Source organism: Streptomyces sp. NPDC101151 (genome assembly GCF_044768335.1).
Lineage (GTDB): Bacteria > Actinomycetota > Actinomycetes > Streptomycetales > Streptomycetaceae > Streptomyces.
This window is the reverse complement of the sequence record NZ_JBIWPP010000004.1, coordinates 142802-166494: the sequence shown is the minus strand read 5'-3', so window position 1 is coordinate 166494 and position 23693 is coordinate 142802. Positions and strand designations below refer to the sequence as shown.

Genomic DNA, 23693 nt, shown 5'->3' with positions numbered 1-23693 from the left:
GGACATCGCCCCGCCGGGCCGGTGGTCCTCAGCCGCCGAGCGAGAGACGGGGTCTGGGAGCGTCGGTGCGTCCGGTCTGGGGGCGCCGGCCGCCCGCCCGGTAGGGCGCCGGCCAGCCGGCGCCGGGGCCCTCGTAGCCCTGCTCGGCGGCGGCGTGCAGCGTCCAGTTGGGGTCGTACAGGTGCGGCCTGGCCAGGGCGCACAGATCCGTACGCCCGGCCAGGATCAGAGAGTTGACGTCGTCCCAGGAGGAGATCGCGCCGACCGCGATCACCGGGACGCGGACCTCGTGCCGGATGCGGTCGGCGAACGGCGTCTGGTACGACCGCCCGAACTCCGGCCGCTCCTCGGCCACCACCTGTCCGGTGGACACGTCGATCGCGTCGGCGCCGTGCGCGGCGAAGGCCCGGGCGATCACGACCGCGTCCTCGGCGGTGGTGCCGCCCTCCGCCCAGTCGGTGGCGGAGATGCGGACCGTCATGGGCCGCTCGGCCGGCCACACCGCGCGTACGGCGTCGAAGACCTCCAGCGGGAACCTCAGCCGTTTCTCCAGCGAACCGCCGTAGGCGTCGGTGCGCCGGTTGGTGAGCGGGGAGAGGAAGCCGGAGAGCAGATAGCCGTGCGCGCAGTGCAGTTCGAGCAGGTCGAAACCGGCGCGGGCGGCTCGCCAGGCGGCGGCCGTGAACTGCTCACGGATGTCGCTCAGTCGGGCCCGGGACAGCTCTCGCGGGGTCTGGCTGCCCGGCTTGTACGGCAGCGGGGAAGCCGCCACCAGCGGCCAGTTGCCGTCGGCCAGCGGCTCGTCCATGCCCTCCCACATCAGCTTCGTCGAGCCCTTGCGGCCGGAGTGCCCGAGCTGCACGCCGATCGCTGTACCCGGTGCCTGGGCGTGCACGAAGCCGGTGATCCGCTTCCATGCCTCGGCCTGGCGGCCGGTGTAGAGCCCGGTGCAGCCGGGGGTGATCCGGCCCTCCTCGCTGACGCACACCATCTCGGTCATCACCAGACCGGCCCCACCCAGGGCACGGGCGCCCAGATGGACCAGGTGGAAGTCGCCGGGGACGCCGTCGACCGCGGAGTACATGTCCATGGGGGACACGACGACCCGGTTGCGCAGGGTCAGGCCGCGCAGCCGGAAGGGCGTGAACATCGGGGGTGTGCCGGGCGGGCAGCCGAACTCGCGCTCGACGGCCTCGGTGAAGTGCGCGTCGCGCAGCCGCAGGTTGTCGTGAGTGACCCGGCGGCTGCGGGTGAGCAGGTTGAAGGCGAACTGGCGGGGCGGCTGGTCGAGATGGCGGCTCACGTTCTCGAACCACTCCAGGCTCGCCCGGGCGGCCCGCTGGGTGGAGGCGACGACCGGTTTGCGCTCCTCCTCGTAGGCCGCCAACGCCTTCGGCACATCGGGCTGTTCCGCAAGACACGCCGCCAGGGCCAGTGCGTCCTCCACGGCGAGCTTGGTGCCGGAGCCGATGGAGAAGTGGGCGGTGTGCGCCGCGTCGCCGAGGAGGACGACATTGCCGTGCGACCAGCGGTCGTTGACGACCGTACGGAAAGTGGTCCATGCCGACTTGTTGGAGCGCAGCGGCCGTCCGCCGAGCGCGTCGGCGAAGATCTTGGCGCAGCGCTCGACGGACTCCTGCGGACCGGCTTCGCCGAACCCCGCCGCCTGCCACACCTCCTCGCGCATCTCGACGATGACGGTGGAGGCGTCGGCCGCGTACGGGTAGCCGTGCAGCTGCATCACGCCGTGCTCGGTCTCCGCGATCTCGAAGCGGAAGGCGTCGAAGGCGAAGTCCGCGGCGAGCCAGATGTAGCGGCAGTGGTGCGTGGCCACATGGGGGCCGAACACCTGGGCATGAGCCTCGCGGGTGGTGCTGTTCACCCCGTCGGCCGCGATGACGAGATCATGGGTCGCGGCCAGCCGCTCGGCGTCCGGTGCCTCGCTGCGGAAGCGGATGTCCACGCCCAGGGAGCGGCAGCGGTCGTGCAGGATCTCCAGGAGGCGGCGTCGGCCCAGCGCGGCGAAACCGTGGCCCCCGGAGGTGTACCGGGTGCCTCGGTGCACGATGTCGATGTCGTCCCAGCGGACGAAGTCCTGCTGCAGGGCCGCGTAGACCACGGGGTCGGCGTGTTCGATGCCGCCGAGGGTTTCGTCGGAGAGGACCACTCCGAAGCCGAAGGTCTCGTCGGGGGCGTTGCGTTCCCAGAGGGTGATCTCGCGGGTCGGGTCGAGGCGCTTGAGCAACGCTGCGGCGTAGAGGCCGCCCGGGCCTCCGCCGATGACGGCGATGCGCTGGGGCCGGCTGGTCGTCGCGGCGGGCTGCGGGTGCGTCGCGGCTTGTCGCGCGGTTCCCCGCGCCCCTCGGTCCCTCGGGTCGGCTGCCATGGTCATCGTCCCTGCCACTTCGGCGGGCGCTTCTCCGTGAACGCCGCATGGAACTCGGCGTAGTCCTCGCCGTTCATCAGGAGCGCCTGGGTGGAGGCGTCCAGTTCGATCGAGGCCGCCAAGGGCATGTCCAGCTCCGCCGTGAGCAGCGCCTTCGTCTGGGCGTACGCCAGGGCCGGGCCGTCGGCCAGACGGCGGGCCAGCTCGAGCGCCGTCTCGTCCGCGCGGCCCTCCTCCGCCAGCTCGCTGATCAGTCCGATGCGCTCGGCCTCGGGGGCACGTACGGGCTCGCCGAGCATCAGCAGCCTGGTGGCATGGCCCAGCCCGACGACCCGGGGCAGCAGGTACGCCGCGCCCATGTCGCCGCCGGACAGGCCGACCCGGGTGAAGAGGAAGGCGAACCGGGCCGAGGGGTCCGCGACCCGGAAGTCGGCCGCGAGAGCCAGTACGGCACCGGCGCCCGCCGCCACCCCGTGCACGGCGGCGATCACCGGGAACGGGCACTCCCGGACCGCCCGCACCACCTGCCCGGTCATCCGGTTGAAGTCGAGCAGCTGGGCGGTGTCCATGGACAGGGTGGCGCCGATGATCTCGTCCACGTCGCCGCCGGAGCAGAAGCCGCGCCCCTCGCCGGCCAGCACCAGAGCGCGGACCGACCGCTCCCGGGACAGCTCGGCGAGCAGATCACGCAGGTCGGCGTAGGCACCGAAGGTGAGGGCGTTGAGTTTGTCGGGGCGGGCGAGGGTGACGGTGGCGACCCCGTCGGCGAGCCGGACCCGCAGGTGCTCCCAGTCGGAGGTGCGGGCGGCGGAGCCGGTGAAAGGACTCATGACGTGCGGCCTCCTAGGGGGGCGGTGCCTCACGTTGCACTATCCGAAAAAGCTAACACGTATTTGTGACCGTCGTCATGAGTACGCGACAAGATCGGACCGGGATGGCCGAGTCCCGTCACGCGCGTCACCGGTCGTCCACAGCGTCGTAACAGTGGGCACGGCCGTGCGAGGCGGGGCGTTCGGCCGGGTAAGCCGCCCGGTACCGGGGCGAAGGTCCCGCGCGGCGCCCGACGACGGTCTCTGTGGCCGGGCCCGTACCATTTCTACAGTCGAAAGCAGGACAGCCTGCTCCATGAACGGACTCGCCTTGCAAGAAAGCCCCACCGAACCGGCCTCCTGGCGTATCGCGCTGCCGCACACCGCCGCGGCGGTGCCCGTGGCGCGTGCCCTGGTCCGGACGGCCCTCGCCGAGGTGGAGCACCCTGCCGACTGCCACACGGCCGAGCTGCTGACGGCGGAACTGGTGGCCAACGCGGTGGAGCACACGGCCGGGATCGGCCCGATAGAGCTGGTGGTGGAGCTGCTGCCGACCGGCTGCCAGGTCGAGGTGCACGACCCGGACCCGGCACCGCCCGGACATCTCACACGTCCCGTGATCGAGGAGCCCGACCCCTGGCAGGAGGGAGGGCGCGGTCTGCTGTTGATCCGCGCCCTCAGTTCGTCCTGCGGTCACCGCCCGACCGCGTCGGGCAAGGCGGTGTGGTTCAGACTGCCTGCAATTCCGGGTCAGCGGCGTCCGACGTGACCTCGGGGGCCGGCTGGGCCAGCGTGGAGTGCCGGCGCCCGTAGGCGACGTAGACGAGCATTCCCACGGCGAGGAACACCGCGAACTGGATCCAGGTCTGCCAGCCGGTCTCGTACATCAGGTACAGGCAGAAGGCGACGCCGAGCAGCGGGCCGACCGGGTAGAGCGGCACCCGGAAGCTGCGGGCGAGGCCCGGCTCGCGGCGGCGCAGGGCGATCACGGTGATGTTGACGACGGCCATGATGGCGAGCGTGCCGATGGTGCACAGGTTCATCACGGCGTCCAGGGAGGCGAAGGCCGCCGGAACCGCGAAGACGACCGCGACGATGAGCGTGCCGGCGACCGGGGTGGAGGTCTTCGGTGACACCTTCTCGAAGACGCGCGGGATGAGGCCGTCCCGGGACATCGACATCAGGATGCGGGTCTGGCCGTACATCACGGCGAGCACCACGGAGGCGATGGCGACGACCGCGCCGAAGGCGACGACCCCGCCGCCGACGGTGGAGCCGGTGACCTGGTTGACGACGTATGACAGCGCGGCGGGCCGGCCGGCGACCTGGTCGCCGCCGATGGCGCCGATCGCGGCGAGCGCGACCGCGCAGTACAGCAGGGTGACCAGACCCATGCAGACGAGGATCGCGATCGGGATGTCCCGGCGCGGGTTCTTGGCCTCCTCGCCGGCGGTGGTGATCGCGTCGAAGCCGATGTAGGAGAAGAACGCGGCGGTGGTGCCCGCGCCGATGCCGCCGAGGCCGGCCGGGGAGAACGGGGTGAGGTTGCCGTCCTTGAACGCGCTGTAGCCGATGACGCAGAACGCGAGCAGGACGGCCAGCTTCACGGCGGCCATGGCGGCGGTGGCGCGGGCGCTCTCCCGCACCCCGCGCACCAGCAGTACGGAGGCCATGGCGATGACGATCACGGCGGGGAGGTTCACGATCCCGCCGTCGCCCGGGCCGGCGGACAGCGCGGCCGGGAGCTGCCGGCCGGTGAGGCTGTGCAGGAGTTCGTTGACGTACTGGCTCCAGCCGACGGCGACCGCCGAGATGGAGATGCCGTACTCCAGCAGCAGGCACCAGCCGACCAGGAAGGCGGTGGACTCGCCGAGGCCCGCGTAGGCGAAGGAGTAGGAGGAGCCGGAGACCGGGATCGCGCCGCCCAGCTCGGCGAAGGAGAGGGCGGTGAAGACGCAGGTGATCGCGGCGAGGATGAACGAGACGACCACGGCGGGGCCGGCCTGGGCGACGGAGTCGGACAGGCCGACGAAGATGCCGGTGCCGACGATGGCGCCGATGCCGAAGCAGATGAGCTGGAAGAGGCCCATCGTGCGCTTGAGGCCGTGACCCTCGCGGTCGGCGCCCGATTCGGCGACGAGCAGGTGCGGGGACTTGATGCGGGGAGCGGGCATGCGGGTGGTGCTCGTTTCTCGTGGTGCGGGCGACCGTCATGGGTGTCCCCCCGGCGCGAGCGGAGTCGAGAGCCGGGGGAGGTCGCGGCGGCGGCCACGGCTGGGGTGGAGCCGGGCCGCCGGTCAGGATAAGGCCTGGTGACGTGGGTCAGGAAACGCCGCGGGACGCGCCGGCCAGGGTGGCCACGAGGACCGCCTTGATCGTGTGCATCCGGTTCTCCGCCTCGTCGAAGACGACGGAGTGCTCGGACTCGAACACCTCGTCGGTGACCTCCAGCTCGGTGAGCCCGTGCCGCTCGTGGATCTCGAGTCCGACGGCGGTGCCGAGGTCGTGGAAGGCCGGCAGGCAGTGCAGGAACTTCACCTGGTCGTTGCCGGTGGCGCGCAGCACGTCCATGGTCACGGCGTACGGGCCGAGCAGCGCGATGCGCTCGTCCCAGACCTCCTTGGGCTCGCCCATCGACACCCAGACGTCGGTGGCGATGAAGTCGACGCCGCGCACGCCGTCCTTCACGTCGTCGGTGAGGGTGATCCGGGCGCCGGAAGCGGTGGCGAGCTGGCGGGCCACCTCGACGATCGTCTCGTCCGGCCACAGCAGCCGGGGTGCGACGATCCGGACGTCCATGCCGAGCAGGGCGCCGGTGACCAGGTAGGAGTTGCCCATGTTGTAACGGGCGTCGCCGAGGTAGGCGAAGGCGATCTCGGCCAGGGGCTTGTCGGTGTGCTCGGTCATGGTGAGCACGTCGGCGAGCATCTGGGTGGGGTGCCATTCGTCGGTGAGGCCGTTGTAGACGGGGACCCCGGCGTAGGTGGCCAGCTCCTCGATCACACCCTGGCCGTGCCCGCGGTACTCGATGCCGTCGAACATCCGGCCGAGGACCCGGGCGGTGTCCTTGACGGACTCCTTGTGCCCGATCTGCGAGCCGGACGGGTCGAGGTAGGTGGTGTGGGCGCCCTGGTCGGCGGCGGCGACCTCGAACGCGCAGCGGGTGCGCGTCGAGGTCTTCTCGAAGATCAGCGCGATGTTCTTGCCGCGCAGATGCTGCGTCTCGGTCCCGGCCTGCTTGGCGGCCTTCAGCTCGGCGGCCAGCTCGACCAGGCCGCGGAACTCCTCCTGCGTGAAGTCCAGCTCCTTGAGGAAGTGGCGGCCGGCGAGGGCGGTCGGGACTGTCGCCATGGGGGCGCTCCAGGGGTACGGGTGAACGGGCCTTGGAATTCTATACGACGGTTAACATTTCTATACAGTCCGTTCGGTCACACCGCCTCACGCTCGACGGGACAGCTCATACAGCGCGGGCCTCCCCTGCCCCGACCCAGCTCGCTGCCCGGGATCTCGATCACCTCGATGCCCTGCTTGCGCAGATGCGTGTTGGTGGTGGAGTTGCGCTCATAGGCGACCACGACACCGGGTTCGACGGCGAGCACGTTGCAGCCGTCGTCCCACTGCTCGCGCTCGGCCGCATGGACGTCCTGGGTGGCGGTCAGGACGCGGATCTCGCTGAGCCCGAGGGCGGCGGCGATCGCGCGGTGCATGTGCTCCGGCGGATGGTCGGTGACCTTGAGCTCCTTGTCGACGGCGCCCGGCTCGATGGTGTACGAGCGGAGCATGCCGAGGCCCGCGTACTGGGTGAACACATCACCGTCGACCATGGTCATCACGGTGTCGAGATGCATCAGGGCGCGCTTCTTCGGCATGTCCAGCGCGACGATCGTCTGCGCGGACCCGGCGGCGAACAGCTTGTGGGCGAGCATTTCGACGGCCTGCGGGGTGGTGCGCTCGCTCATGCCGATGAGGACGGCACCGTTTCCGATGACCAGGACATCGCCGCCCTCGATGGTCGACGGATAGTCGGCCTGCCCCTCGGACCAGATGTGGAACGGCTCGGCACGGAAGAGCGGGTGGTGCCGGTAGATCGCCTCGAAGTGCACGGTCTCGCGCTGCCGCGCCGGCCAGCGCATGGCATTGATGGAGACGCCGTCGTAGATCCACGCCGAGGTGTCGCGGGTGAAGAGGTGATTGGGCAGGGGTCTCAGCAGAAAGTCGTCGAGGTCCATGACGTGGAACCGCACGGAGGTCGGCTCCTCGTGCGCCTCCAGGAACTCCCGCTTGGTCATCCCGCCGACCAGGGCCTCGGTCAGTTCGCGCGCGGGCAGGGCCTCGAAGGCGCCCCGGAGGTGGTCGGTGGCCAGCGGACCGTACTCCTTCTCGTCGAAGACCCGGTCCAGGACGAGCGCCCGCGCGGCCGGCAGCTCCAGCACCTCCGCGAGCAGGTCGCCGAAGAGGTGGACGTCCACCCCGCGGTCGCGCAGGACGTCGGCGAACCCGTCGTGCTCGGCGCGGGCCCGGCGCACCCACAGCACGTCGTCGAAGAGCAGGGCGTCCTTGTTGCTGGGGGTGAGCCTTTTGAGCTCGAGGTCGGGCCGGTGCAGGATCACCCGGCGCAGCCGCCCGGCCTCGGAGTTGACGTGGTATGCCATGCCTCCATCCTGGCCATCGTTGCCCGCCTTCACGCTCTTCTTGGCTGTTTCTGCCCCTTCCTGTTTTCGTCCTATTGACGAAAAACGGAGTCACCGATTATCGTCGCGTTGACGAAAAGCGAGGGGTTTCCATGGCCGACATCACCCGGCGCCTGGGCTGGCGCCATCTGCGCGGCGCGCCGACGGCGCACATCCGGCACCACCGCTCCGGCACGCTGGTCCACGACGGTCCCGGCCTCAGCTTCTGGTTCCGCCCGCTGACCGCCGCCCTGTCGGAGGTGCCGGCGGACGACCGGGAGCTGGCGATGACCTTCCACGCCCGCACCTCCGACTTCCAGGACGTGGCGGTACAGGCGACGGTCACCTACCGGATCGCCGACCCGGCCGTGGCCGCCGCCCGCCTGGACTTCTCGATCGACCCGGACACGGGCGCCTGGCGCGGCACCCCGCTGGAGCAGCTGGGCACCCTGCTCACCGAGACGGCCCAGCAGCACGCCCTGGACGTCCTCGCCCGTACGCCGCTCTCGTCGGCGCTGGTCGACGGGGTGACCGCGGTGCGCGAGCGGGTCGCGGCCGGCCTGGGCACCGAGCCACGGCTGCCGGCCACCGGCATCGAGGTGGTGGCCGTACGCGTGATGGCACTGCGGCCGGAGCCGGAAGTGGAGCGGGCGCTGCGCACCCCGGCCCGGGAGCAGATCCAGCAGGAGGCCGACCGGGCCACCTACGAGCGGCGGGCCGTGGCGGTCGAGCGGGAGCGGACCATCGCCGAGAACGAACTGGCCAGCCGGATCGAACTCGCCCGCCGCGAGGAGCAGTTGGTCGAGCAGCGCGGCACCAACGCGCGCCGCGAGGCCGAGGAGCAGGCGGCCGCGGACGCGGTACGCGCCCAGGCGGAGGCGGCACGGTCGGTGAAGCTCACCGAGGCGGAAGCGGCGCGGATCCTGCGGCTCGCCGAGGCCGAGGCCACACGGGCGGAGCGGGCGGCCCGCGCGGAGGCCGAGGGCGCCCGCGAGGTCGGGGAGGCCCGGGCACAGGCCCAGGCGGCCTGGCTGCGGGTGCACGCGGAGGCCGGCGTCGACGGGACGACGACACTCCAGGCGCTCACCGCGACCCGGCTGGCCGAGAACCTGCCCCGCATCGACAGCGTCACCGTCTCGCCCGACGTGCTCACCGGGCTGCTCGCGAAGCTGGGCGGCGGCCCGGGCGAGGCGGCGCCGTGAGCCTCGCGCCGCGCGCCGTTCTGGTCCATCGCACCTCGGAATACGACGAGTTGGTGGCCCGGCACGGCACGCACGGCCAGGCCGCCTACTTCCTCGCCTCCCGGGGCCGGGACATCGAGGAGGTCGCCGAACGCCACCGCCGGGCCCGCACCGCCCTGGCCGAGGTGACCTCCGCCGTGCCGCCGGCCTGGCGTCAGGCCCAGGTGGAGCGGGCCGACCTGGACCGCTTCCTGTTCGCGCCGGAGGACGTGGTCGTGGTGGTCGGACAGGACGGGCTGGTGGCGAACGCCGCCAAGTACCTGACGGGCCAGCCGGTGATCGGCATCGACACCGACCCCGGCCGCAACCCGGGTGTGCTGGTGCGGCACCGCCCGCGGGACGCGGCGAAGCTCCTTGCGGCTGCGGGCGGCACGGTGGACGAACTCACCATGGTGGAGGCCGTCGCCGACGACACCCAGCGGCTGGTGGCGCTCAACGAGATCTACCTCGGCGCACCGGGCCACCAGACCGCCCGCTACCGCCTGGGCCTCGACGACGACGGGGGTGCCGTCGAGGCCCAGGCCTCCTCCGGGGTGCTGGTCGGGACCGGCACCGGTGCGACCGGCTGGCTGCGCTCGGTGTGGCAGGAGCGGGGCAGCCGGCTGCCGCTGCCCTCCCCCACCGAGGACCGCCTGGTCTGGTTCGTCCGGGAGGCCTGGCCGTCACCGGCCACGGGCACGACCCTGGTGGCGGGCGAACTCGCGATCTCGGCGTCCCTCCGGGTCACCGTGGAGTCCGACCGGCTCATCGCCTTCGGTGACGGCATCGAGAGCGACGCGCTCCAGCTCACCTGGGGGCAGACGGTCCGGGTCGGGGTGTGCGGGCAGCGGCTCCGGCTGGCGGGCTGAACCCCGCTCAGATCGCGGTGCAGGGGACCGGCCAGCGCCGGATGCGCGGGGGCAGGGCCACCGCCCAGCCGCCGCTGACCAGGGCCAGCCGCTCGGCGGCCAGCACAGCGGCGGCCCGGCGCCCGATGGGGTCCAGGGCTTCGAGCGGCGTGGGGTCCACGAGCAGCTCGAAGGCGGCCAGGAGACCGGGGTGGTCCAGGGTGAGCCGGGCCGCCGTGCCGGGTTCCCTGCGGTCCATGACGGTCACGAAGCCGGGACCGCGCCGGTGGTAGAGGGTCCCGTAGGCGTACCCGGCCCGCCAGGCCGACAACTCCCTCCGACAGCCCGGCAGTTCGGAGGGAGGCGGCAGGTGCCGCAACACGCTGATGTCGTACGACGGCCGCCCCGCCGCCCGCCAGCCCACCTCGAGACCGAGGCTCTGGCACTCGCGCAGGAAGCGCACGGCCTCCGCCGTGTCCCGCCCCTGCCCGCCGAGGTCCAGCGGCTCGGTCACCTCGGCCCGGCGGCCGGTGAGCCGGTGGGGCACCGCGGCGGGCAGCCCGCTCATCCGGCCACCCCCGCACGCTCGGACAGCCGGACCGGCTCGCCCCAGGTGGGGAGCGAGACACAGGTGCTGCCGTCCCGGAACAACAGGCCCAGGGAATGGGCGTGCCGGACCCAGTGGCCGAGGGCGTCGGCCGTCACCTCGTGGCCGCCCTCCGCCAGCAGCCGGTGCAGGGCGGGTACCGTGCGCCCGTCCTCCAGCCGGAGCAGGGCTTCTGCCTGCCAGCCGGTGAAGCGGTGGGTGACGGCCGGCCGGCCGTGCCGCCTGTCGTGCACCAGCAGGTCCTCGCCGTCCGCCTCGAACAGCAGCCGGGAGTGCGCGTGACCCGTGCGCCACTCGGCGACGGCGTCCTGGAGCCGCTGTTCGACAAGGCCCGCGATGCCCGCGCCCTCGGTGTCGAACAGATAGACCAGGTCGGCGAGTTCGTCCTCGGGCAGGTCGTACACGTGCTGGTACATCTCGGCCGGGCGGCGCTTGCCGAAGCCGAGGGCGGGATCGGTGAAGTGCGGGCTGAAGCGCTCCAGCTGGATGCGGTGTGCGCCGCTCGGCGGCTGCAGGTGGACGAGGGCGGGGAGCTGGTCGATGACGGACGTGTAGTCGTCCGCCCGCTCGCCGGGAAAGCCGTAGAGGAGGTTCCACGAGCAGGTCAGCGCGTGGTTCTCGCACTCGCGCAGGGTGCGCACGTTACGGGCGCCGGTGACGCCCTTGTCCATGAGGCCGAGGACCCGGCTGCCCAGGCTCTCGATGCCGGGCTGGATGTGCACCGTGCCGGATTCGCCGAGCAGCCGGAGCTGGCCGGGGGTCAGGTTGGACTTGACCTCGTAGTGCAGCCGCAGGTCCCAGCCGCTCTCGGCGACCCGGGGCAGGAAGTCGCGGAAGTAGGCCATGTCGATGATGTTGTCGACGGTGACCACGTCCAGGATGCGATGGCGCCGGACCAGCCGGTCGATCTCCTCCCACAGCCGCTCCCCCGGCTTGGCGCGGAAGGTCATGGCGGAGCCGTTGAGCCCGCAGAAGGTGCAGTGGTGCTTCTCGCCCCACCAGCAGCCGCGGGCGCCCTCGACCACCAGCTTCGGGTGGATGTACTCCTGCACGGGTGAGGCGTCCAGGGCGGCCTGCCACTGGTCGTAGTCGGGCGAGGGGATGTCGGCGGGCGCCACGGTCCGCCGGGTCTCGGTGTTGGCCCGCGACATGTGGCCGTCCCACCAGCACAGGCCGGGCACGTCGACGGGCGGGGTGCCCTCGTCCAGGTGCCGTAACAGGGCCGGGAAGGCGTACTCGGCCTCACCGCGCACCACATGGTCCACGAAGGGGTGGTTGCGGTGCAGGGCGTGGCCCATCGGGCCGTCGCAGTTGCTGCCCCCGAAGACCACGGTCAGCCCGGGTCTTCGGCGCTTGAGTTCGCGGGCCAGCGCGAGAGAAGGCACGTTCTGCATGAACGTGGTGGTGAACCCGACGACGTCCGGCTCGTCCGCCAGTATCTCCGTCGCGCAGGCGGCGACGAACTCGGCGGCGTACGGGCGCATGGCGACGGCGGTGTCGATGAAGACGTCCCGGGCGGCCGCGTAGTCCCGCAGCCGGGCCAGGCCCCAGCCGGGGTCGTCGTACAGGACGCCGGAGAAGACCCAGTCGCCGAGGCCGTGGAAGATCGCGTCGCTGCCGACCGCCACACAGTCCCCGGGCCGCAGCCGGCCCCCGGAGCGCTCCAGCAGGAACTCCGCCCAGCGCAGCGAGCCGTGGAACTCCCTCACCTCGGCACCGGGACGGGCCTGCCGCACCAGCCGGTTCAGCAGGCCCAGTTGCAGTGACGGGAGGTCGAGCGGATGCCAGGGCATCGTGACCAGGTGAACGCGCATGCTCAGCGGGTCGGCCGTTTCTCCAGGATCGCCGGCCGGCGGCTGGTGTTCCCGTCCTCGCGGACCACGATCTTCCTGATCTCCATGTCCGCCGCCCCCTCCGGTTTCTCGGTCTCCATCTCCCCCACCCCCTCCGCGCGTGCGAACACCCTTGCGCCGCACAGCTGTCCACCATATGGACAGGGGTTCGTGCGGCACAAGGGCCGAGTGGGGCGGCTCACAGCCGGGGGTCGACCGGCTCCGACTCCAGGGCCAGCACCCCGAACACCGCCTCGTGCACCCGCCACAGCGGCTCCCCGTCCGCGAGCCGGTCCAGGGCCTCCAGGCCCAGGGCGTACTCGCGGATCGCCAGCGACCGCTTGTGGTTCAGGAACCGCCGGCGCAGCTTGGCGAGGTTGTCCGGCCGGGTGTACTCGGGACCGTAGATGATCCGCAGGTACTCGCGGCCGCGGCACTTGATGCCGGGCTGCACCAGCCGGCCCTCCGGGCTGCGGACCACCGCGCCCATCGGCTTGACGACCATGCCCTCGCCGCCCCGGCCGGTCATCTCCAGCCACCAGTCGACACCGGCACGGACCGACTCGGGGTCACCGGTGTCGACGTACAGGCGCCGGGTGGTCTGCAGCAGTCCGGTGCCGTCGTGCTCCACCAGCCGGTCGAGCAGGGCCAGTTGCTCGTCGTGCGGCAGGGCGGCGAGGCTGCGGCCGCGGGCGGCCAGGATCTGGAAGGGGGCCAGGCGGACCCCCTCCAGACCGTCGGTCGTCCAGCAGTAGCGGCGGTAGGCGGTGGTGAACGCGGCCGCGTCGGAGGCGCGTCCACGCTGCCGGTCCAGCAGTTCGCCCACATCGGTGCCGCGGGCCGCGGCGGCCTCCAGTGCGGCGAGCGCACCGGGGAACACCGCGCCGGAGGCGGCGCCCACGGCCGCGTACTGGCTGCGCAGCAGACCCGAGGCCTTCAGCGACCACGGCATCAGCTCGGCGTCCAGCAGGAGCCAGTCGCCCGCGCCGGAGGCGCTGTCGGACGCGGCCGGTTCCTCCCACAGGCCGGCGTCCCCGATGGCCGTGCGCAGGCGGCCGAGGATCTCCTCGGTCACCGTCTCGTCGTCGAAGAACGGCCGCCCGGTACGGGTGTACAGCGCCCCGGTGGGCCCGTCCACTCCGAACCGCTCGCGTGCCGCCTCCGCGTCCCGGCACACCAGGACCACCGCCCGCGAGCCCATGTGCTTCTCCTCGCACACGACCCGCGCGACCCCGTCCGCCGCATACTGCGCGAAGGCCTCCACCGGGTGCTCCAAGTACCCGTCGATCTCCGAGGTCGCCGTCGGCGCCATGGTCGGCGGCAGATACGGCAGCAGGCGCGGGTCGACCGCGAAACGGCTCATGACCTCCAGGGCCGCGGCCGCGTTCTCCTCGCGGACCGCGATCCGGCCCGCGTACCGCGTCTCCACGGCCCTGCGGCCGTGCACGTCCGCCAGGTCCAGCGGCCGTCCGTCCTGTCCGCCGGGCGCCTCGCTGCGCAGCGGCTTCGTCGGCTCGTACCAGACCCGCTCGGCCGGTACCTCGACCAGCTCGCGCTCCGGCCAGCGCAGCGCGGTCAGCTTGCCGCCGAAGACGGCGCCGGTGTCCAGGCAGATGGTGTTGTTGAGCCAGGTCGCCTCCGGGACCGGGGTGTGTCCGTAGACGACCGCCGCGCGGCCCCGGTAGTCCTCGGCCCACGGGTAGCGCACCGGCAGCCCGAACTCGTCGGTCTCGCCGGTGGTGTCGCCGTACAGGGCGTGCGAACGCACCCGGCCTGAGGTCCGGCCGTGGTACTTCTCGGGCAGACCGGCGTGGCAGACGACCAGCTTGCCACCGTCGAGGACGTAATGGCTGACCAGCCCCTCCAGGAAGCCGCGCACCTCCGCCCTGAACTCCTCGCTCTCGCCCTCCATCTGCGCGATGGTCTCGGCGAGCCCGTGGGTGTGCTGGACCTTGCGGCCCTTGAGGTAGCGGCCGTACTTGTTCTCGTGGTTGCCGGGCACGCACAGGGCGTTGCCGGACTTCACCATCGACATCACGCGGCGCAGCACGCCCGGGCTGTCCGGGCCGCGGTCGACGAGGTCGCCCACGAAGACGGCCGTACGGCCCTGCGGGTGCACTCCGTCGGTGTAGCCCAACCGGCCGAGCAGCGACTCCAGTTCGGAGGCGCAGCCGTGGATGTCGCCGATGATGTCGAAGGGGCCGGTGAGGTGGGTCAGGTCGTTGAAGCGCTTCTCGGTGACGACGGTGGCGCCCTCGGCCTCCTCGACCCCGCGCAGGACGTGCACCTTGCGGAAGCCCTCGCGCTCCAGCTGCCTGAGGGAGCGGCGGAGTTCGCGGATGTGCCGCTGGATGACCCGGCGGGGCATGTCGGCGCGGTCGGTGCGGGCCGCGTTGCGCTCGGCGCACACCTCCTCGGGCACGTCCAGCACGATGGCGATGGGCAGCACGTCGTACTTCCTGGCCAGCTCGATGAGCAGGCGCCGGCTGTCCTGCTGCACGCTGGTGGCGTCGACGACGGTGCGGCGGCCGGCGGCCAACCGCTTGCCGGCGATGTAGTGCAGGACGTCGAAGGCGTCCCGGGTGGCGCTCTGGTCGTTCTCGTCGTCGGAGACGAGGCCTCGGCAGAAGTCGGAGGAGATCACCTCGGTCGGCTTGAAGTGCCGGCGGGCGAAGGTGGACTTGCCGGAGCCCGAGGCGCCGACGAGGACGACGAGGGAGAGGTCGGTGACGGGGAGTACCCGTCCCGTGCGTGTCTCGGTCATGCTGCCTTCGCCTCCTTCTCGGTCTTCTGGGTGTTCTCGGCGTTCGCGGTGTTCGCGGTGTTCTCGGTGTTCTGGGTCTTCATCGTGAACGCGGCCATCTGGGTGGGCGGCCCGACCTCCGGGTCGTCCGGCCCCACCGCGATGAACTCCACGTCGTAGCCGTGCCGTTCCCCGACCGTCGCCGCCCAGGTGCGGAACTCCTCGCGGGTCCACTCGAAGCGGTGGTCGCCGTGCCGGACGTGTCCGGCGGGCAGGGTCTCCCAGCGGACGTTGTACTCGACGTTCGGGGTGGTCACGAGGACCGTGCGCGGGCGTGCGTGTCCGAACACGGCGTACTCCAGGGCAGGCAGCCGGGGCAGGTCGAGGTGCTCGATCACCTCGCTGAGCACGGCCGCGTCGTAGCCCTTGAGCCGGTTGTCGGTGTAGGCGAGCGAGCCCTGGAAGAGCTGCACGCGGGCCGCCTGCCGCTCCCCCATGCGGTCCAGCTTCAGCCGGCGCGCGGCGATGGTGAGGGCCCGCACGGAGACGTCGACACCGACGACCTGCGTGAACCGCACGTCCTTGAGCAGCTCCTGCACCAGCTGGCCCTGACCGCAGCCCAGGTCGAGGACCCGCGCGGCTCCGGACCCGCGCAGGGCGGCGAGGATCGCCTCCCGGCGCAGCACGGCGAGCGGTGTCGGCTTCTTCTCCGTCTCCGTCTCCTCCTCGACGGCGTTGTCGATCGACTCGACCTCGCTGTCGTCGGCCTCGGCCAGGCGCACCAGCTCCAGCCGCTCCATCGCCTGCCGGGTCAGCGACCAGCGGCGGGAGAGATAGCGGCTGGTGATCAGCTTCTGCTCCGGGTGCGTGGACAGCCAGCCCTCACCGGCGCGCAGCAGCTTGTCGACCTCGTCGGAGGAGACCCAGTAGTGCTTGGCGTCGTCGAGGACGGGCAGCAGGACGTACAGGTGGCGCAGCGCCTCGGCGAGGGTCAGCTTCTCCGACTCCAGGACGAGGCGGACGTACCGCGAGTCGCCCCACTCGGGGAACTCGGTGTCGAGGGCGACCGGGTCGGCGGTCACGGCCCAGCCGAGCGGTTCGAAGAGCCGTCGTACGAGCTCCGGTCCGCCGCGGGCGGGCAGCGCGGGTACCTCGATGCGCAGCGGCAGCGGCGCGGCGGCCCGCTCCGGGCGGGCGTTGCACACACCGCGCAGGGCGCTGGAGAACACACCGCTCAGGGCGACCGCGAGCAGTGAGGAGGCCGCGTAGGGGCGGTCGTTCACATACTGGGCGAGTGCCGCGTCGGGTGCTCCTCCGCGGCCCTTGCCCTTGCCCCGCCGGACCAGCGCGACCGGATCGACCTCCAGCAACAGCGCGGCCGTGCAGCGCTCGTCGTCCGCCTCCGGGTAGAAGACGTGCGCGGTGCCGTAGGAGGTCGAGAACCTCTGCGCCTTGCCGGGGTGCTTGTGCAGCAGGAAACCGAGGTCGGTGGCGGGCAGGGCGGCGGTGCCGCTCGTGGATATCGTCAGGAACACACGTCCGAGTTTCCCGGGTGCGGGGTCCGGTGACCACCGCTTTTCGAGCAGCGCCCCGCCCGCCGGGTCCGCCGGCCCGATCTTTGGCGTCCTGCGTCGAACGGTGCATCGAACTTGATCACTCGGTTCGGTGGCCGACGTGGGTCCGGCCCGTTGCCCGGCGGCCGCGCCGGTCCTGGTGCTCACCGGTGGCCTCGGGTGCGCGGCGCTCACCGGACTCGCGGACCTGTTCAGCCTCCTGGCGTCAGCCGGTGGGCACCGCCGCCGCGTCGCCGCGGCCCCGAGCCACCACACGGAGGCGCGCAAGCACTACCGGCAGGCCGCCGAGGTCGCCGACACGGTCGGGCGCACGCCCCCGGAGGTGCTGTACATGCCGGGGCTGCCGGAGAAGGCCGTGGAGTCCGTCCTCGAGGCCGTGGCCGCGGACCGGTGAGCCGGGTCATTGCTCCGCGGTGAGCGAGCGAGCGCGGTGAGCGCACGGTGAGCCCGCGGTGAGCGCTCCCGTGGAAGGTCTGAGGCATGACGAACCGCAAGGTACTGATCTCCGGCGCCTCCGTCGCCGGCCCCGCGCTCGCCTACTGGCTCCATCGGCATGGCTTCCAGGCCACCATCGTCGAGCGCGCTCCCGCGCTCCGGAATCCGAGATCCCTGCACTGTTGAGCTGGATACCGCGACGGCGTCGCTCGCGGTGGATCAGGGCAGGGCGGGGCCGGTCGCGCCGGCGACCTCGTCCTGGACGGCGGCTCCCGGAACGCACGAGGCGGGGGCCCAGCCGGACGCCGCGCACCGGCGGCATCACGAACGGGGTGCCGCGGCCGTCACATCCGGCTCACCGTGTGCATCCCCGCCCTGTCGGACAGCCATCACTTTCGGACAGCCGTCACTTTCGGACAGTCATCACTTGATGGCGGTGTCGCCGAGGGTCTCCAGTACCTGGCGGAGGCCCTCGGCGGTCTTGTCGACCAGGTCGCGGTCCACGTCGGCGAGCAGCTGTGCGTAGTTCGCCAGATGGTCGGCGAAGGCGGCCCGGGTGACCTCGTGTCCGTGTTCGGTGAGGCGGATCTTGATGGTGCGCCGGTCGTCGCCATCACGTACTCGCTCGACCAGGCCCTTGGCCTCCATCTTGTCGATGCGGTTGGTGATCGCGCCGGAGGTCACCATGGAGGCCTTGAGGAAGGCCCCGGCGGTGAGCGTGTAGGGCGGCCCTGAGCGCTGCAGTGTGGTGAGCACGTCGAACTCCCCGTGCTCCACGCCGTGTGCGGCGGCCGCGGCCCTGGCGGACTTGTCGACCACCCGGGCCAGCCGCTGGATCCGCCCGAAGAGCTGCACCGGCCAGAGGTCCTCCACCACGTCGGGGCGCTCCTTGGCCCACTGACCGATGATCGCGTCCACGGCATCGCTCATCCCCGTCACTCCTCTCAACAGACATCTTCTCAACGTTAAGACACTTGACGTTGAGAGAGTCGAGCTGCTTTTATTTCAACGTTGAGATTATCAAGACTGAACGACAGGAGCACCCCCGATGTCCGAGCTCGCTCTCCACCCCACCGCCCAGGACCTCCTCTTCCGCCAGGCCCGCACCGCCAACACCTTCACCGCCGAGCCGGTGACCGAAGACCAGGTCCAGGCGATCTACGACCTGGTCAAGTACGCCCCGACCGCCTACAACCAGTCGCCGCTGCGGGTGGTCCTGGTCCGCTCCGACGAGGCCCGCGAGCGGCTCGTGGACCTCATGGACGAGGGAAACCGGCGCAAGACTGCGGCCGCGCCGCTGATCGCGGTCCTCGCCGCCGACAACGAGTTCCATGAGGAGCTCCCCGCGCTGCTCCCGCACTTCCCACAGGCCAAGGACCTCCTCTTCGCCGACCGCCCGGTCCGCGAGGAGTCCGCGCTGCTCAACGCGACGCTCCAGGCGGCGTACTTCATCCTCGGCGTGCGGGCGGCGGGGCTGGCCGCCGGGCCGATGACCGGCTTCGACTTCCCGGGTGTGCAGAAGGAGTTCCTGGACGACGACCACACGCCTCTGATGGTCGTGAACATCGGCCGCCCCGGAGCGGACGCCTGGTTCCCGCGCTCGCCGCGGCTCGCCTACCACGAGGTCGTCACCACGGTCTGAGCCGCCTGAGCTGCGTGAGCTGCCGGCCTGCCTGAACCTCCTTCCTGACTTCCCTGAGCCCTCCACGCCGACCCCTCACCTTCGGAGCCTGCCATGTCTCTGCTTGCCCGCCCCCGCCCCCGCCCCGCCGCGCAGGTGCCGGCCCCCGCGCCCGCCACTCCGGCTTCGCGCCATGTCCCTTCCGCATGGCTGGCGTTGCTGGCCGCCCCGGTCGCCGCGAGCGCCAACAGCCCGGTCCTGATCCTGCCCGACATGGCCGGCTCGCTCGGCATCCGTACGGCCACGGCGACCTGGCTCGTCACGGTCTTCGCCTGGGCCATGGCCGTCGGCACCCCGCTGATGGCGGGCCTGCTGCGCCGCCGCGGCCTGGGCAGCACGCTCCGGCTGAGCGCCGCTCTGATCGTGGCCGGCACCGCGGTCGTCGCCGTGGCGCCCTGGCTGCCGCTGGCCATGGCAGGCCGGGCGGCCCAGGCGGTGGGCGGCGCGGGCCTGGTCACCGCGGCGATGAGCCTGGCGGGCTCGGTCCGCCGGATGGGGGTGATCACGGCGGGCTTCGGGACGCTGGGCGCGGTCGGGCCACTCCTCGGCTCGGCGATCGCGAGCACGGCCTCATGGCGGGCGTCCCTCGCCGTCGGGGCGGTCGCACTCCTCGCCGTGCCGGCCGTCATGCGCCACGCCGACCTGTCCGCACCCAAGCAGAGCTCCCCCTTCGACGGCCGGGGCGCCGCCCTGCTGGTCCTGACGGCGACGGCCCTGGTACTCATCCCGCGCTACCCGCTCCCGGCGCTGGCCGCCTCGCTGATGACGGCCGCGCTGCTGGCCCTGCACATCCGGTCCAACCCCACGGGCTTCGTCCCCGCGACGCTGCTGCGTACCCGGGCCTTCGCCCTCTCCGCCCTGCTCGCCTGCACCTTCGCGACCTCGTACTTCACGCTGCTCTTCACCATCCCGCAGCTGCTGCGCGACCGTACCGACTGGTCGACCTCCACGATCGGCACCGGGCAACTGGTCGCCCTCCTCGCGGGCTCGGTGCTCTCCATGGTGCTGGCCGCGGCCTCGGCCCGGCTGCGCCGCCGGCGGGTCCTGACGATCCTGCTCACGGCCGGAGCGCTGGCCCCGCTCACCGCCGTGCTGACCCCCTGGGCGCCGCTGCTCCTGCTGGTCGCGACGCTGGCCGTCTTCACGACGAGCGCGGGCCAGGCCACGCTCGCGGTATACGCCACCCAGGCCGCGCCGACCACTCAGCGCCCCACGGCGATCGGCCTGTTCAACCTCTGCTACCAGCTGGGCGGCGCCTTCGGCCCGGCGATCGCAGCCCTGATCACGCTGGGCGGCTGACACGCCCAGCCCCAGTCCCCTCGCCCACTCTCACACTCAGGAGCACCATCATGAACGAAGAAGCACCCACCACGCCCGCGACCACGACCCCGCTCGGGGCGGTGCTGACCCGCCATGCAGATGCCGAGACCTGTGCCGACCCGAGCAGCGTGATGACCCTGCTGGCCGACTCGGACGGCACAGCAGGCGGCTGCACGAGCTACCGATCCACCTTCGCCAAGGGCGCGACAGGGGCGCCGGCCCACTTCCACACCCGGGCATCCGAACTCTTCTTCGTCATCAGCGGAGCCCTGCAGGTCCTGGTGGGCGACGAAGTCACCGTCCTCGAGGCAGGCGACTTCCTCGCCGTACCGCCCCACACCCCGCACGCCTTCGCGGCCGCCCCGGGCTGCGAAGCGGACGTCCTGTTCGTCTTCACTCCCGGCATGGGCAGGTTCGACTACCTGCGCCTGCTCGGCCGGGTGATGCGCGGCGAGGCGGACCCGAAGGAGATCGCCGCGTCCTCCGAACGCTTCGACAACCACTACGTCGACAGCCCTGTCTGGCGCGCCGCCCTGGAGCGTTCCGCGTGATCGACTCCACCACCCGGATCCGGGTGGCCCGGCCCTCACGGGACCTCGCCGCCGCGGAACGCTTCTACGTAGACGGTCTCGGGCTGGACGTCCTGTGGCGCTCCACCGAGCGTGTCGCGGGTGAGCACGACCTCCTGATGGTCGGCCCGCCGGGCGCCGCCTGGCACTTCGAACTCACGCTTGACCCCGAACGGCCGCTCGAGCCCACCCCGACCGTGGACGACCTGTTCGTCGTCTACCTCGGCGCCCCCGTCGACCAAGCCCTGGTCGACCGCCTGGAGGCCAATCGGGGCACCAGGGTTCCCGCGCACAACCCCTACTGGGACAGGTACGGCGTGACCGTCGCCGACCCCGACGGGTACCTGCTCGTCCTGTGCTCGCGCAACTGGACCGTCTGAACCCGCGGCCTAACAGCGGCACAGCGGACTCGCCCGCCTGGATCAGGACGCCGGACCGTAGCCGTCCGGTGCAGGCGGGCCGGCGCCGCGGAGCCGGCTGAAGTCGACGTACACGTGCGCGTCGTACGGCTCGGGCTCAAGACCCGGTTCATGGGTGGAGTACTCGCCGAAGCGCCGGTGATCCGCACACCGCCCCGGGCCGCCGGGGTGCCCGTGGGCAGCGGAAGCGGGACAGGGAGGGGGGAGGGGCGGTGCTCGCGGGTGACGGGCCCTCGGTCGGGGCGGCGCCCTCCCCGGGGACGCCTGACGGGCACGACGGGCCGGCGCTGACGGCCCTTCGGCCGCCGTCGGAGTGGGCGTCGTCCCCGCGCGAGCCGGTCCTCTCCGCGCCACAGCCGGTGAGGACGAGGACCGCCGCCGCGGCGGCGGCGGCGTTCACCGGGGCCCCGTAGGACGGACCGCCCTGGTCATGACTCTTTCGACTCTTTCGACTCTTTCGACTCCTTGTCGATGATCGTCCGGGCGTTCCTGACAGCCCGCTCGTCCGCTGCGCGCATCGCGCCCAGCTCCTTCGTGTGCTTGCCGATGACCGCCTTCTGAGCGCGGGCCTCGATGGCGTGCACGGTGCCGATGTAGTCGGTGTCCAGCTTGCACCGGGCATCGGCGGCGGCTGTCTTCTTCTCCTTGCCCGACGGCCTGTCGCTCCGGTACCAGGCGCTGTCCAGCGATGCCTTGTCCGGTTCGGGGTAGCGGAAGCCCTCTTCCTTCATGCAGGCCGACCACGCGCGGTCGGCCTTCTTCCAGGCCGGGTCCTTCCGCGCCTCCTTGTGGGACTCGTACCACAGCTCGACGGCCGGTGAGTAAGTGCCGCTGAGCTTCAGTCCGTTGACCTTCGTCGTTCTGGGCGAGGGGCCGTAGATCGTCCGCGTGGCCTGTCCCAGGCAACCACCCTCGGGGATGGGGTGACCGTGGGCCTGGTGGCTGTCGCCGGAGTCGAACCTGCCGGTGAGGGCGACGTACTGGTCGGCGGGCCACTCCTGGGGCTGGGAGGACTCCTCCTGACCGCGGTCGTGGTAGCCGTGTTCGGCGGCCCGGTCGGGATCGTCGACCCCGTAGGGGCTCTCGTCACCGATCGTGCCGCGGCTCACGAGGGTTCCCCGCCGGACCGGGTACGTCGACTCCACGGCCGCGCCGTTGAGCATCGCGAAACCGGAGAAGCCGAGCCGGACCATGCACTGCTTCGCGAGGATCCACTGCGCCTTGCCGATGGACTTCCCCCCGTCCGACGACGGGTCCGGTAGGTAGGCGTACAGCGGCAACGCCTCCATGGTGTTGAGGCGGCGGGCGTCGCCGGCGGCATCGTCATGGCCGGCCAACTGGCATGCCGACAGGGCCAACAGGCCGGTGAGAGCGAGAGGGAGCACTTTACGCACCCGATCATCCGATCAGACCTCGATCATGTGCGCTGTGATGGAGCCCATAGTTCCGCCACAAGGAGTTCACAGACGGAGCACATCACCCCCGCCTTTGTGATCTCCGCCATGGCCCTTCGGTCCCGGAGCTGGTGGAGTGGGCGACCGTCAACTGAACACTGTCAACTGACCACTGACAGAACGGGGATGAGGATGACCATCGGCACAGGCACACGCATGCGCAGACCGGCCGCGCTCGCGGCGACGGCCGGCATCGTGCTGTCCACAGGGTTTCTCGCGGCCGCACCCGCCCGGGCGACTGCGTCGGCACCGTCCGCGTCGGCACCGTCCGTGTCGGCCCAGGGCGCATACGCGATGAACGCGGCCACCGGCCGGACTCTGTTCGGGAAGGCCGCGGACACCGAGCTGCGGACCGGCTCCACGACGAAGATCATGACGGCGCTCGTGGTGCTGTCGCAGCGGAACGTGAACCTCGACCGCAAGGTGAAGATCAAGAAGGAGTACACCGACTACGTCATCGATCCGAACACCCATGAACTGCGGTACTCCAGCGCCAAACTGATCCTCGGCGACTCGATGAAGGTGCGGGACCTGCTGTACGGGCTTCTGCTGCCGTCCGGGTGCGATGCGGCGTACGCGCTGGCGGACACCTACGGCTCGGGGCCGACGACGGCCCAGCGGACGAAGTCGTTCATCGCGAAGATGAACAGCAAGGCGCGCGAACTGGGCCTGACGCACACTCACTTCGACTCGTTCGACGGGGTGTCCAACGGCAAGAACCACGCGTCCCCGCGTGATCTGGCCAAGCTGGCCGGGGTTGCGCTGAAGAACAAGACGTTCAAGACGGTCGTCGGCACCAAGAAGTACGACGACATGCAGTCGTACCGGCCCGGTGGCGGAACGCACGCGATGGCCGCGTGGGAGAACACGAACACGCTGCTGAACACCTATCGGGGCGCGATCGGCGTGAAGACCGGATCGGGGCCGGAGGCGAAGTTCTGCCTGGTCTTCGCGGCGACCCGCAACGGCAGGACCGTCGTGGGGACCGTACTCGCGGACACCTCGGTGGACGCGAGGCTCGAGGACGCGAAGAAGATCCTCGACCACGGTTTCGCGCAGCGCGGCTGACGGAGGGTGAGGGCCGGGCAGGCACCTGTCCGCCCGGCCCTCGCCGTGCCCCGCCGCG

Annotated in this window: 20 protein-coding genes and 1 pseudogene; 10 read left to right on the top strand and 11 right to left on the bottom strand. The window is 71.6% G+C overall.

Features of this window, described 5'->3' with window-relative positions; all coding sequences use genetic code 11:
* Positions 1 to 28: 28 nt before the first annotated feature.
* Complete coding sequence (locus tag ACIRU3_RS09185; RefSeq protein ID WP_404053626.1) at positions 29 to 2386, bottom strand: bifunctional salicylyl-CoA 5-hydroxylase/oxidoreductase; 2358 nt, start codon at positions 2384 to 2386, stop codon at positions 29 to 31.
* Between the two features lie 2 nt (positions 2387 to 2388).
* Entirely contained in the window at positions 2389 to 3216 is an 828-nt protein-coding gene (locus ACIRU3_RS09180) for an enoyl-CoA hydratase family protein (protein WP_404053623.1), read from the bottom strand.
* 295 nt (positions 3217 to 3511) lie between these two features.
* Here ACIRU3_RS09180 and ACIRU3_RS09175 point away from each other — a divergent pair, with 295 nt between their 5' ends.
* A complete protein-coding gene (locus ACIRU3_RS09175; RefSeq protein ID WP_404053620.1) occupies positions 3512 to 3964 on the top strand; it encodes an ATP-binding protein in 453 nt (150 codons plus the stop codon).
* On the opposite strand, the gene ACIRU3_RS09170 is transcribed toward ACIRU3_RS09175, so the two are convergent.
* The 3 genes from ACIRU3_RS09170 to ACIRU3_RS09160 form a co-directional block, all read right to left on the bottom strand.
* A complete protein-coding gene (locus ACIRU3_RS09170) occupies positions 3924 to 5369 on the bottom strand; it encodes an amino acid permease (protein WP_404053617.1) in 1446 nt (481 codons plus the stop codon). The two genes, ACIRU3_RS09175 and ACIRU3_RS09170, sit on opposite strands and share 41 nt — an antisense overlap.
* Positions 5370 to 5517: 148 nt before the next feature.
* Positions 5518 to 6546: an ornithine carbamoyltransferase gene (gene argF, locus ACIRU3_RS09165; RefSeq protein WP_404053615.1), complete on the bottom strand. Its 1029-nt coding sequence runs from the start codon at positions 6544 to 6546 to the stop codon at positions 5518 to 5520.
* 77 nt (positions 6547 to 6623) lie between these two features.
* Complete coding sequence (locus ACIRU3_RS09160) at positions 6624 to 7847, bottom strand: arginine deiminase (RefSeq protein ID WP_404053612.1); 1224 nt, start codon at positions 7845 to 7847, stop codon at positions 6624 to 6626.
* A gap of 131 nt (positions 7848 to 7978) precedes the next feature.
* Here ACIRU3_RS09160 and ACIRU3_RS09155 point away from each other — a divergent pair, with 131 nt between their 5' ends.
* A complete protein-coding gene (locus ACIRU3_RS09155) occupies positions 7979 to 9067 on the top strand; it encodes an SPFH domain-containing protein (RefSeq protein ID WP_404053610.1) in 1089 nt (362 codons plus the stop codon).
* Positions 9064 to 9954, top strand: coding sequence for a hypothetical protein (locus ACIRU3_RS09150; RefSeq protein WP_404053607.1), 891 nt, complete (start codon positions 9064 to 9066; stop codon positions 9952 to 9954). Before ACIRU3_RS09155 ends, ACIRU3_RS09150 begins: the two co-directional genes overlap by 4 nt.
* A gap of 7 nt (positions 9955 to 9961) precedes the next feature.
* Here the strand turns inward: ACIRU3_RS09150 and ACIRU3_RS09145 are convergent, their stop codons facing one another.
* The 4 genes from ACIRU3_RS09145 to ACIRU3_RS09130 all read right to left on the bottom strand — a co-directional run bounded on the left by ACIRU3_RS09145 (position 9962) and on the right by ACIRU3_RS09130 (position 16650).
* Positions 9962 to 10501, bottom strand: coding sequence for a DUF5825 family protein (locus ACIRU3_RS09145; protein ID WP_404053604.1), 540 nt, complete (start codon positions 10499 to 10501; stop codon positions 9962 to 9964).
* The gene (locus ACIRU3_RS09140) at positions 10498 to 12354 is read right to left on the bottom strand and encodes a RiPP maturation radical SAM C-methyltransferase (RefSeq protein ID WP_404053601.1); all 1857 of its coding nucleotides are present in this window, start codon (positions 12352 to 12354) and stop codon (positions 10498 to 10500) included. Before ACIRU3_RS09140 ends, ACIRU3_RS09145 begins: the two co-directional genes overlap by 4 nt.
* Before the next feature lie 217 nt (positions 12355 to 12571).
* Positions 12572 to 15136, bottom strand: coding sequence for a polynucleotide kinase-phosphatase (locus ACIRU3_RS09135; RefSeq protein WP_404053597.1), 2565 nt, complete (start codon positions 15134 to 15136; stop codon positions 12572 to 12574).
* Positions 15133 to 16650 carry a 3' terminal RNA ribose 2'-O-methyltransferase Hen1 gene (locus ACIRU3_RS09130; protein ID WP_404053594.1) on the bottom strand — a complete coding sequence of 506 codons (1518 nt, stop codon included), beginning with the start codon at positions 16648 to 16650 and terminating at the stop codon, positions 15133 to 15135. Before ACIRU3_RS09130 ends, ACIRU3_RS09135 begins: the two co-directional genes overlap by 4 nt.
* Before the next feature lie 130 nt (positions 16651 to 16780).
* Between ACIRU3_RS09130 and ACIRU3_RS09125 the strand changes: the two genes are divergently transcribed.
* Both ACIRU3_RS09125 and ACIRU3_RS09120 read left to right on the top strand, forming a co-directional pair.
* Positions 16781 to 17083 (top strand): hypothetical protein, encoded by a 303-nt coding sequence (locus ACIRU3_RS09125; protein ID WP_404053591.1) that lies wholly within the window; start codon positions 16781 to 16783, stop codon positions 17081 to 17083.
* Positions 17084 to 17169: 86 nt separating this feature from the next.
* A pseudogene (locus ACIRU3_RS09120) lies at positions 17170 to 17286 on the top strand (FAD-dependent oxidoreductase); the annotation flags it as partial.
* A 261-nt stretch (positions 17287 to 17547) separates the two neighbouring features.
* Here the strand turns inward: ACIRU3_RS09120 and ACIRU3_RS09115 are convergent.
* Positions 17548 to 18054 carry a MarR family winged helix-turn-helix transcriptional regulator gene (locus tag ACIRU3_RS09115; RefSeq protein ID WP_404053588.1) on the bottom strand — a complete coding sequence of 169 codons (507 nt, stop codon included), beginning with the start codon at positions 18052 to 18054 and terminating at the stop codon, positions 17548 to 17550.
* A 118-nt stretch (positions 18055 to 18172) separates the two neighbouring features.
* On the opposite strand from ACIRU3_RS09115, the gene ACIRU3_RS09110 reads away from it, so the two are divergent.
* The 4 genes from ACIRU3_RS09110 (at position 18173) to ACIRU3_RS09095 (ending at position 21074) form a co-directional block, all read left to right on the top strand.
* The gene (locus ACIRU3_RS09110; protein ID WP_404053585.1) at positions 18173 to 18766 is read left to right on the top strand and encodes a malonic semialdehyde reductase; all 594 of its coding nucleotides are present in this window, start codon (positions 18173 to 18175) and stop codon (positions 18764 to 18766) included.
* A gap of 93 nt (positions 18767 to 18859) precedes the next feature.
* Entirely contained in the window at positions 18860 to 20104 is a 1245-nt protein-coding gene (locus ACIRU3_RS09105; RefSeq protein WP_404053582.1) for an MFS transporter, read from the top strand.
* A gap of 50 nt (positions 20105 to 20154) precedes the next feature.
* A complete protein-coding gene (locus ACIRU3_RS09100; RefSeq protein ID WP_404053579.1) occupies positions 20155 to 20676 on the top strand; it encodes a cupin domain-containing protein in 522 nt (173 codons plus the stop codon).
* Positions 20673 to 21074 (top strand): VOC family protein, encoded by a 402-nt coding sequence (locus tag ACIRU3_RS09095; protein WP_404053577.1) that lies wholly within the window; start codon positions 20673 to 20675, stop codon positions 21072 to 21074. Before ACIRU3_RS09100 ends, ACIRU3_RS09095 begins: the two co-directional genes overlap by 4 nt.
* Before the next feature lie 467 nt (positions 21075 to 21541).
* Here ACIRU3_RS09095 and ACIRU3_RS09090 read toward each other — a convergent pair whose 3' ends face one another.
* Entirely contained in the window at positions 21542 to 22498 is a 957-nt protein-coding gene (locus ACIRU3_RS09090) for a hypothetical protein (protein WP_404053574.1), read from the bottom strand.
* 201 nt (positions 22499 to 22699) lie between these two features.
* Here ACIRU3_RS09090 and ACIRU3_RS09085 point away from each other — a divergent pair, with 201 nt between their 5' ends.
* Positions 22700 to 23635: a D-alanyl-D-alanine carboxypeptidase family protein gene (locus ACIRU3_RS09085; protein ID WP_404053572.1), complete on the top strand. Its 936-nt coding sequence runs from the start codon at positions 22700 to 22702 to the stop codon at positions 23633 to 23635.
* Positions 23636 to 23693 lie beyond the last annotated feature (58 nt).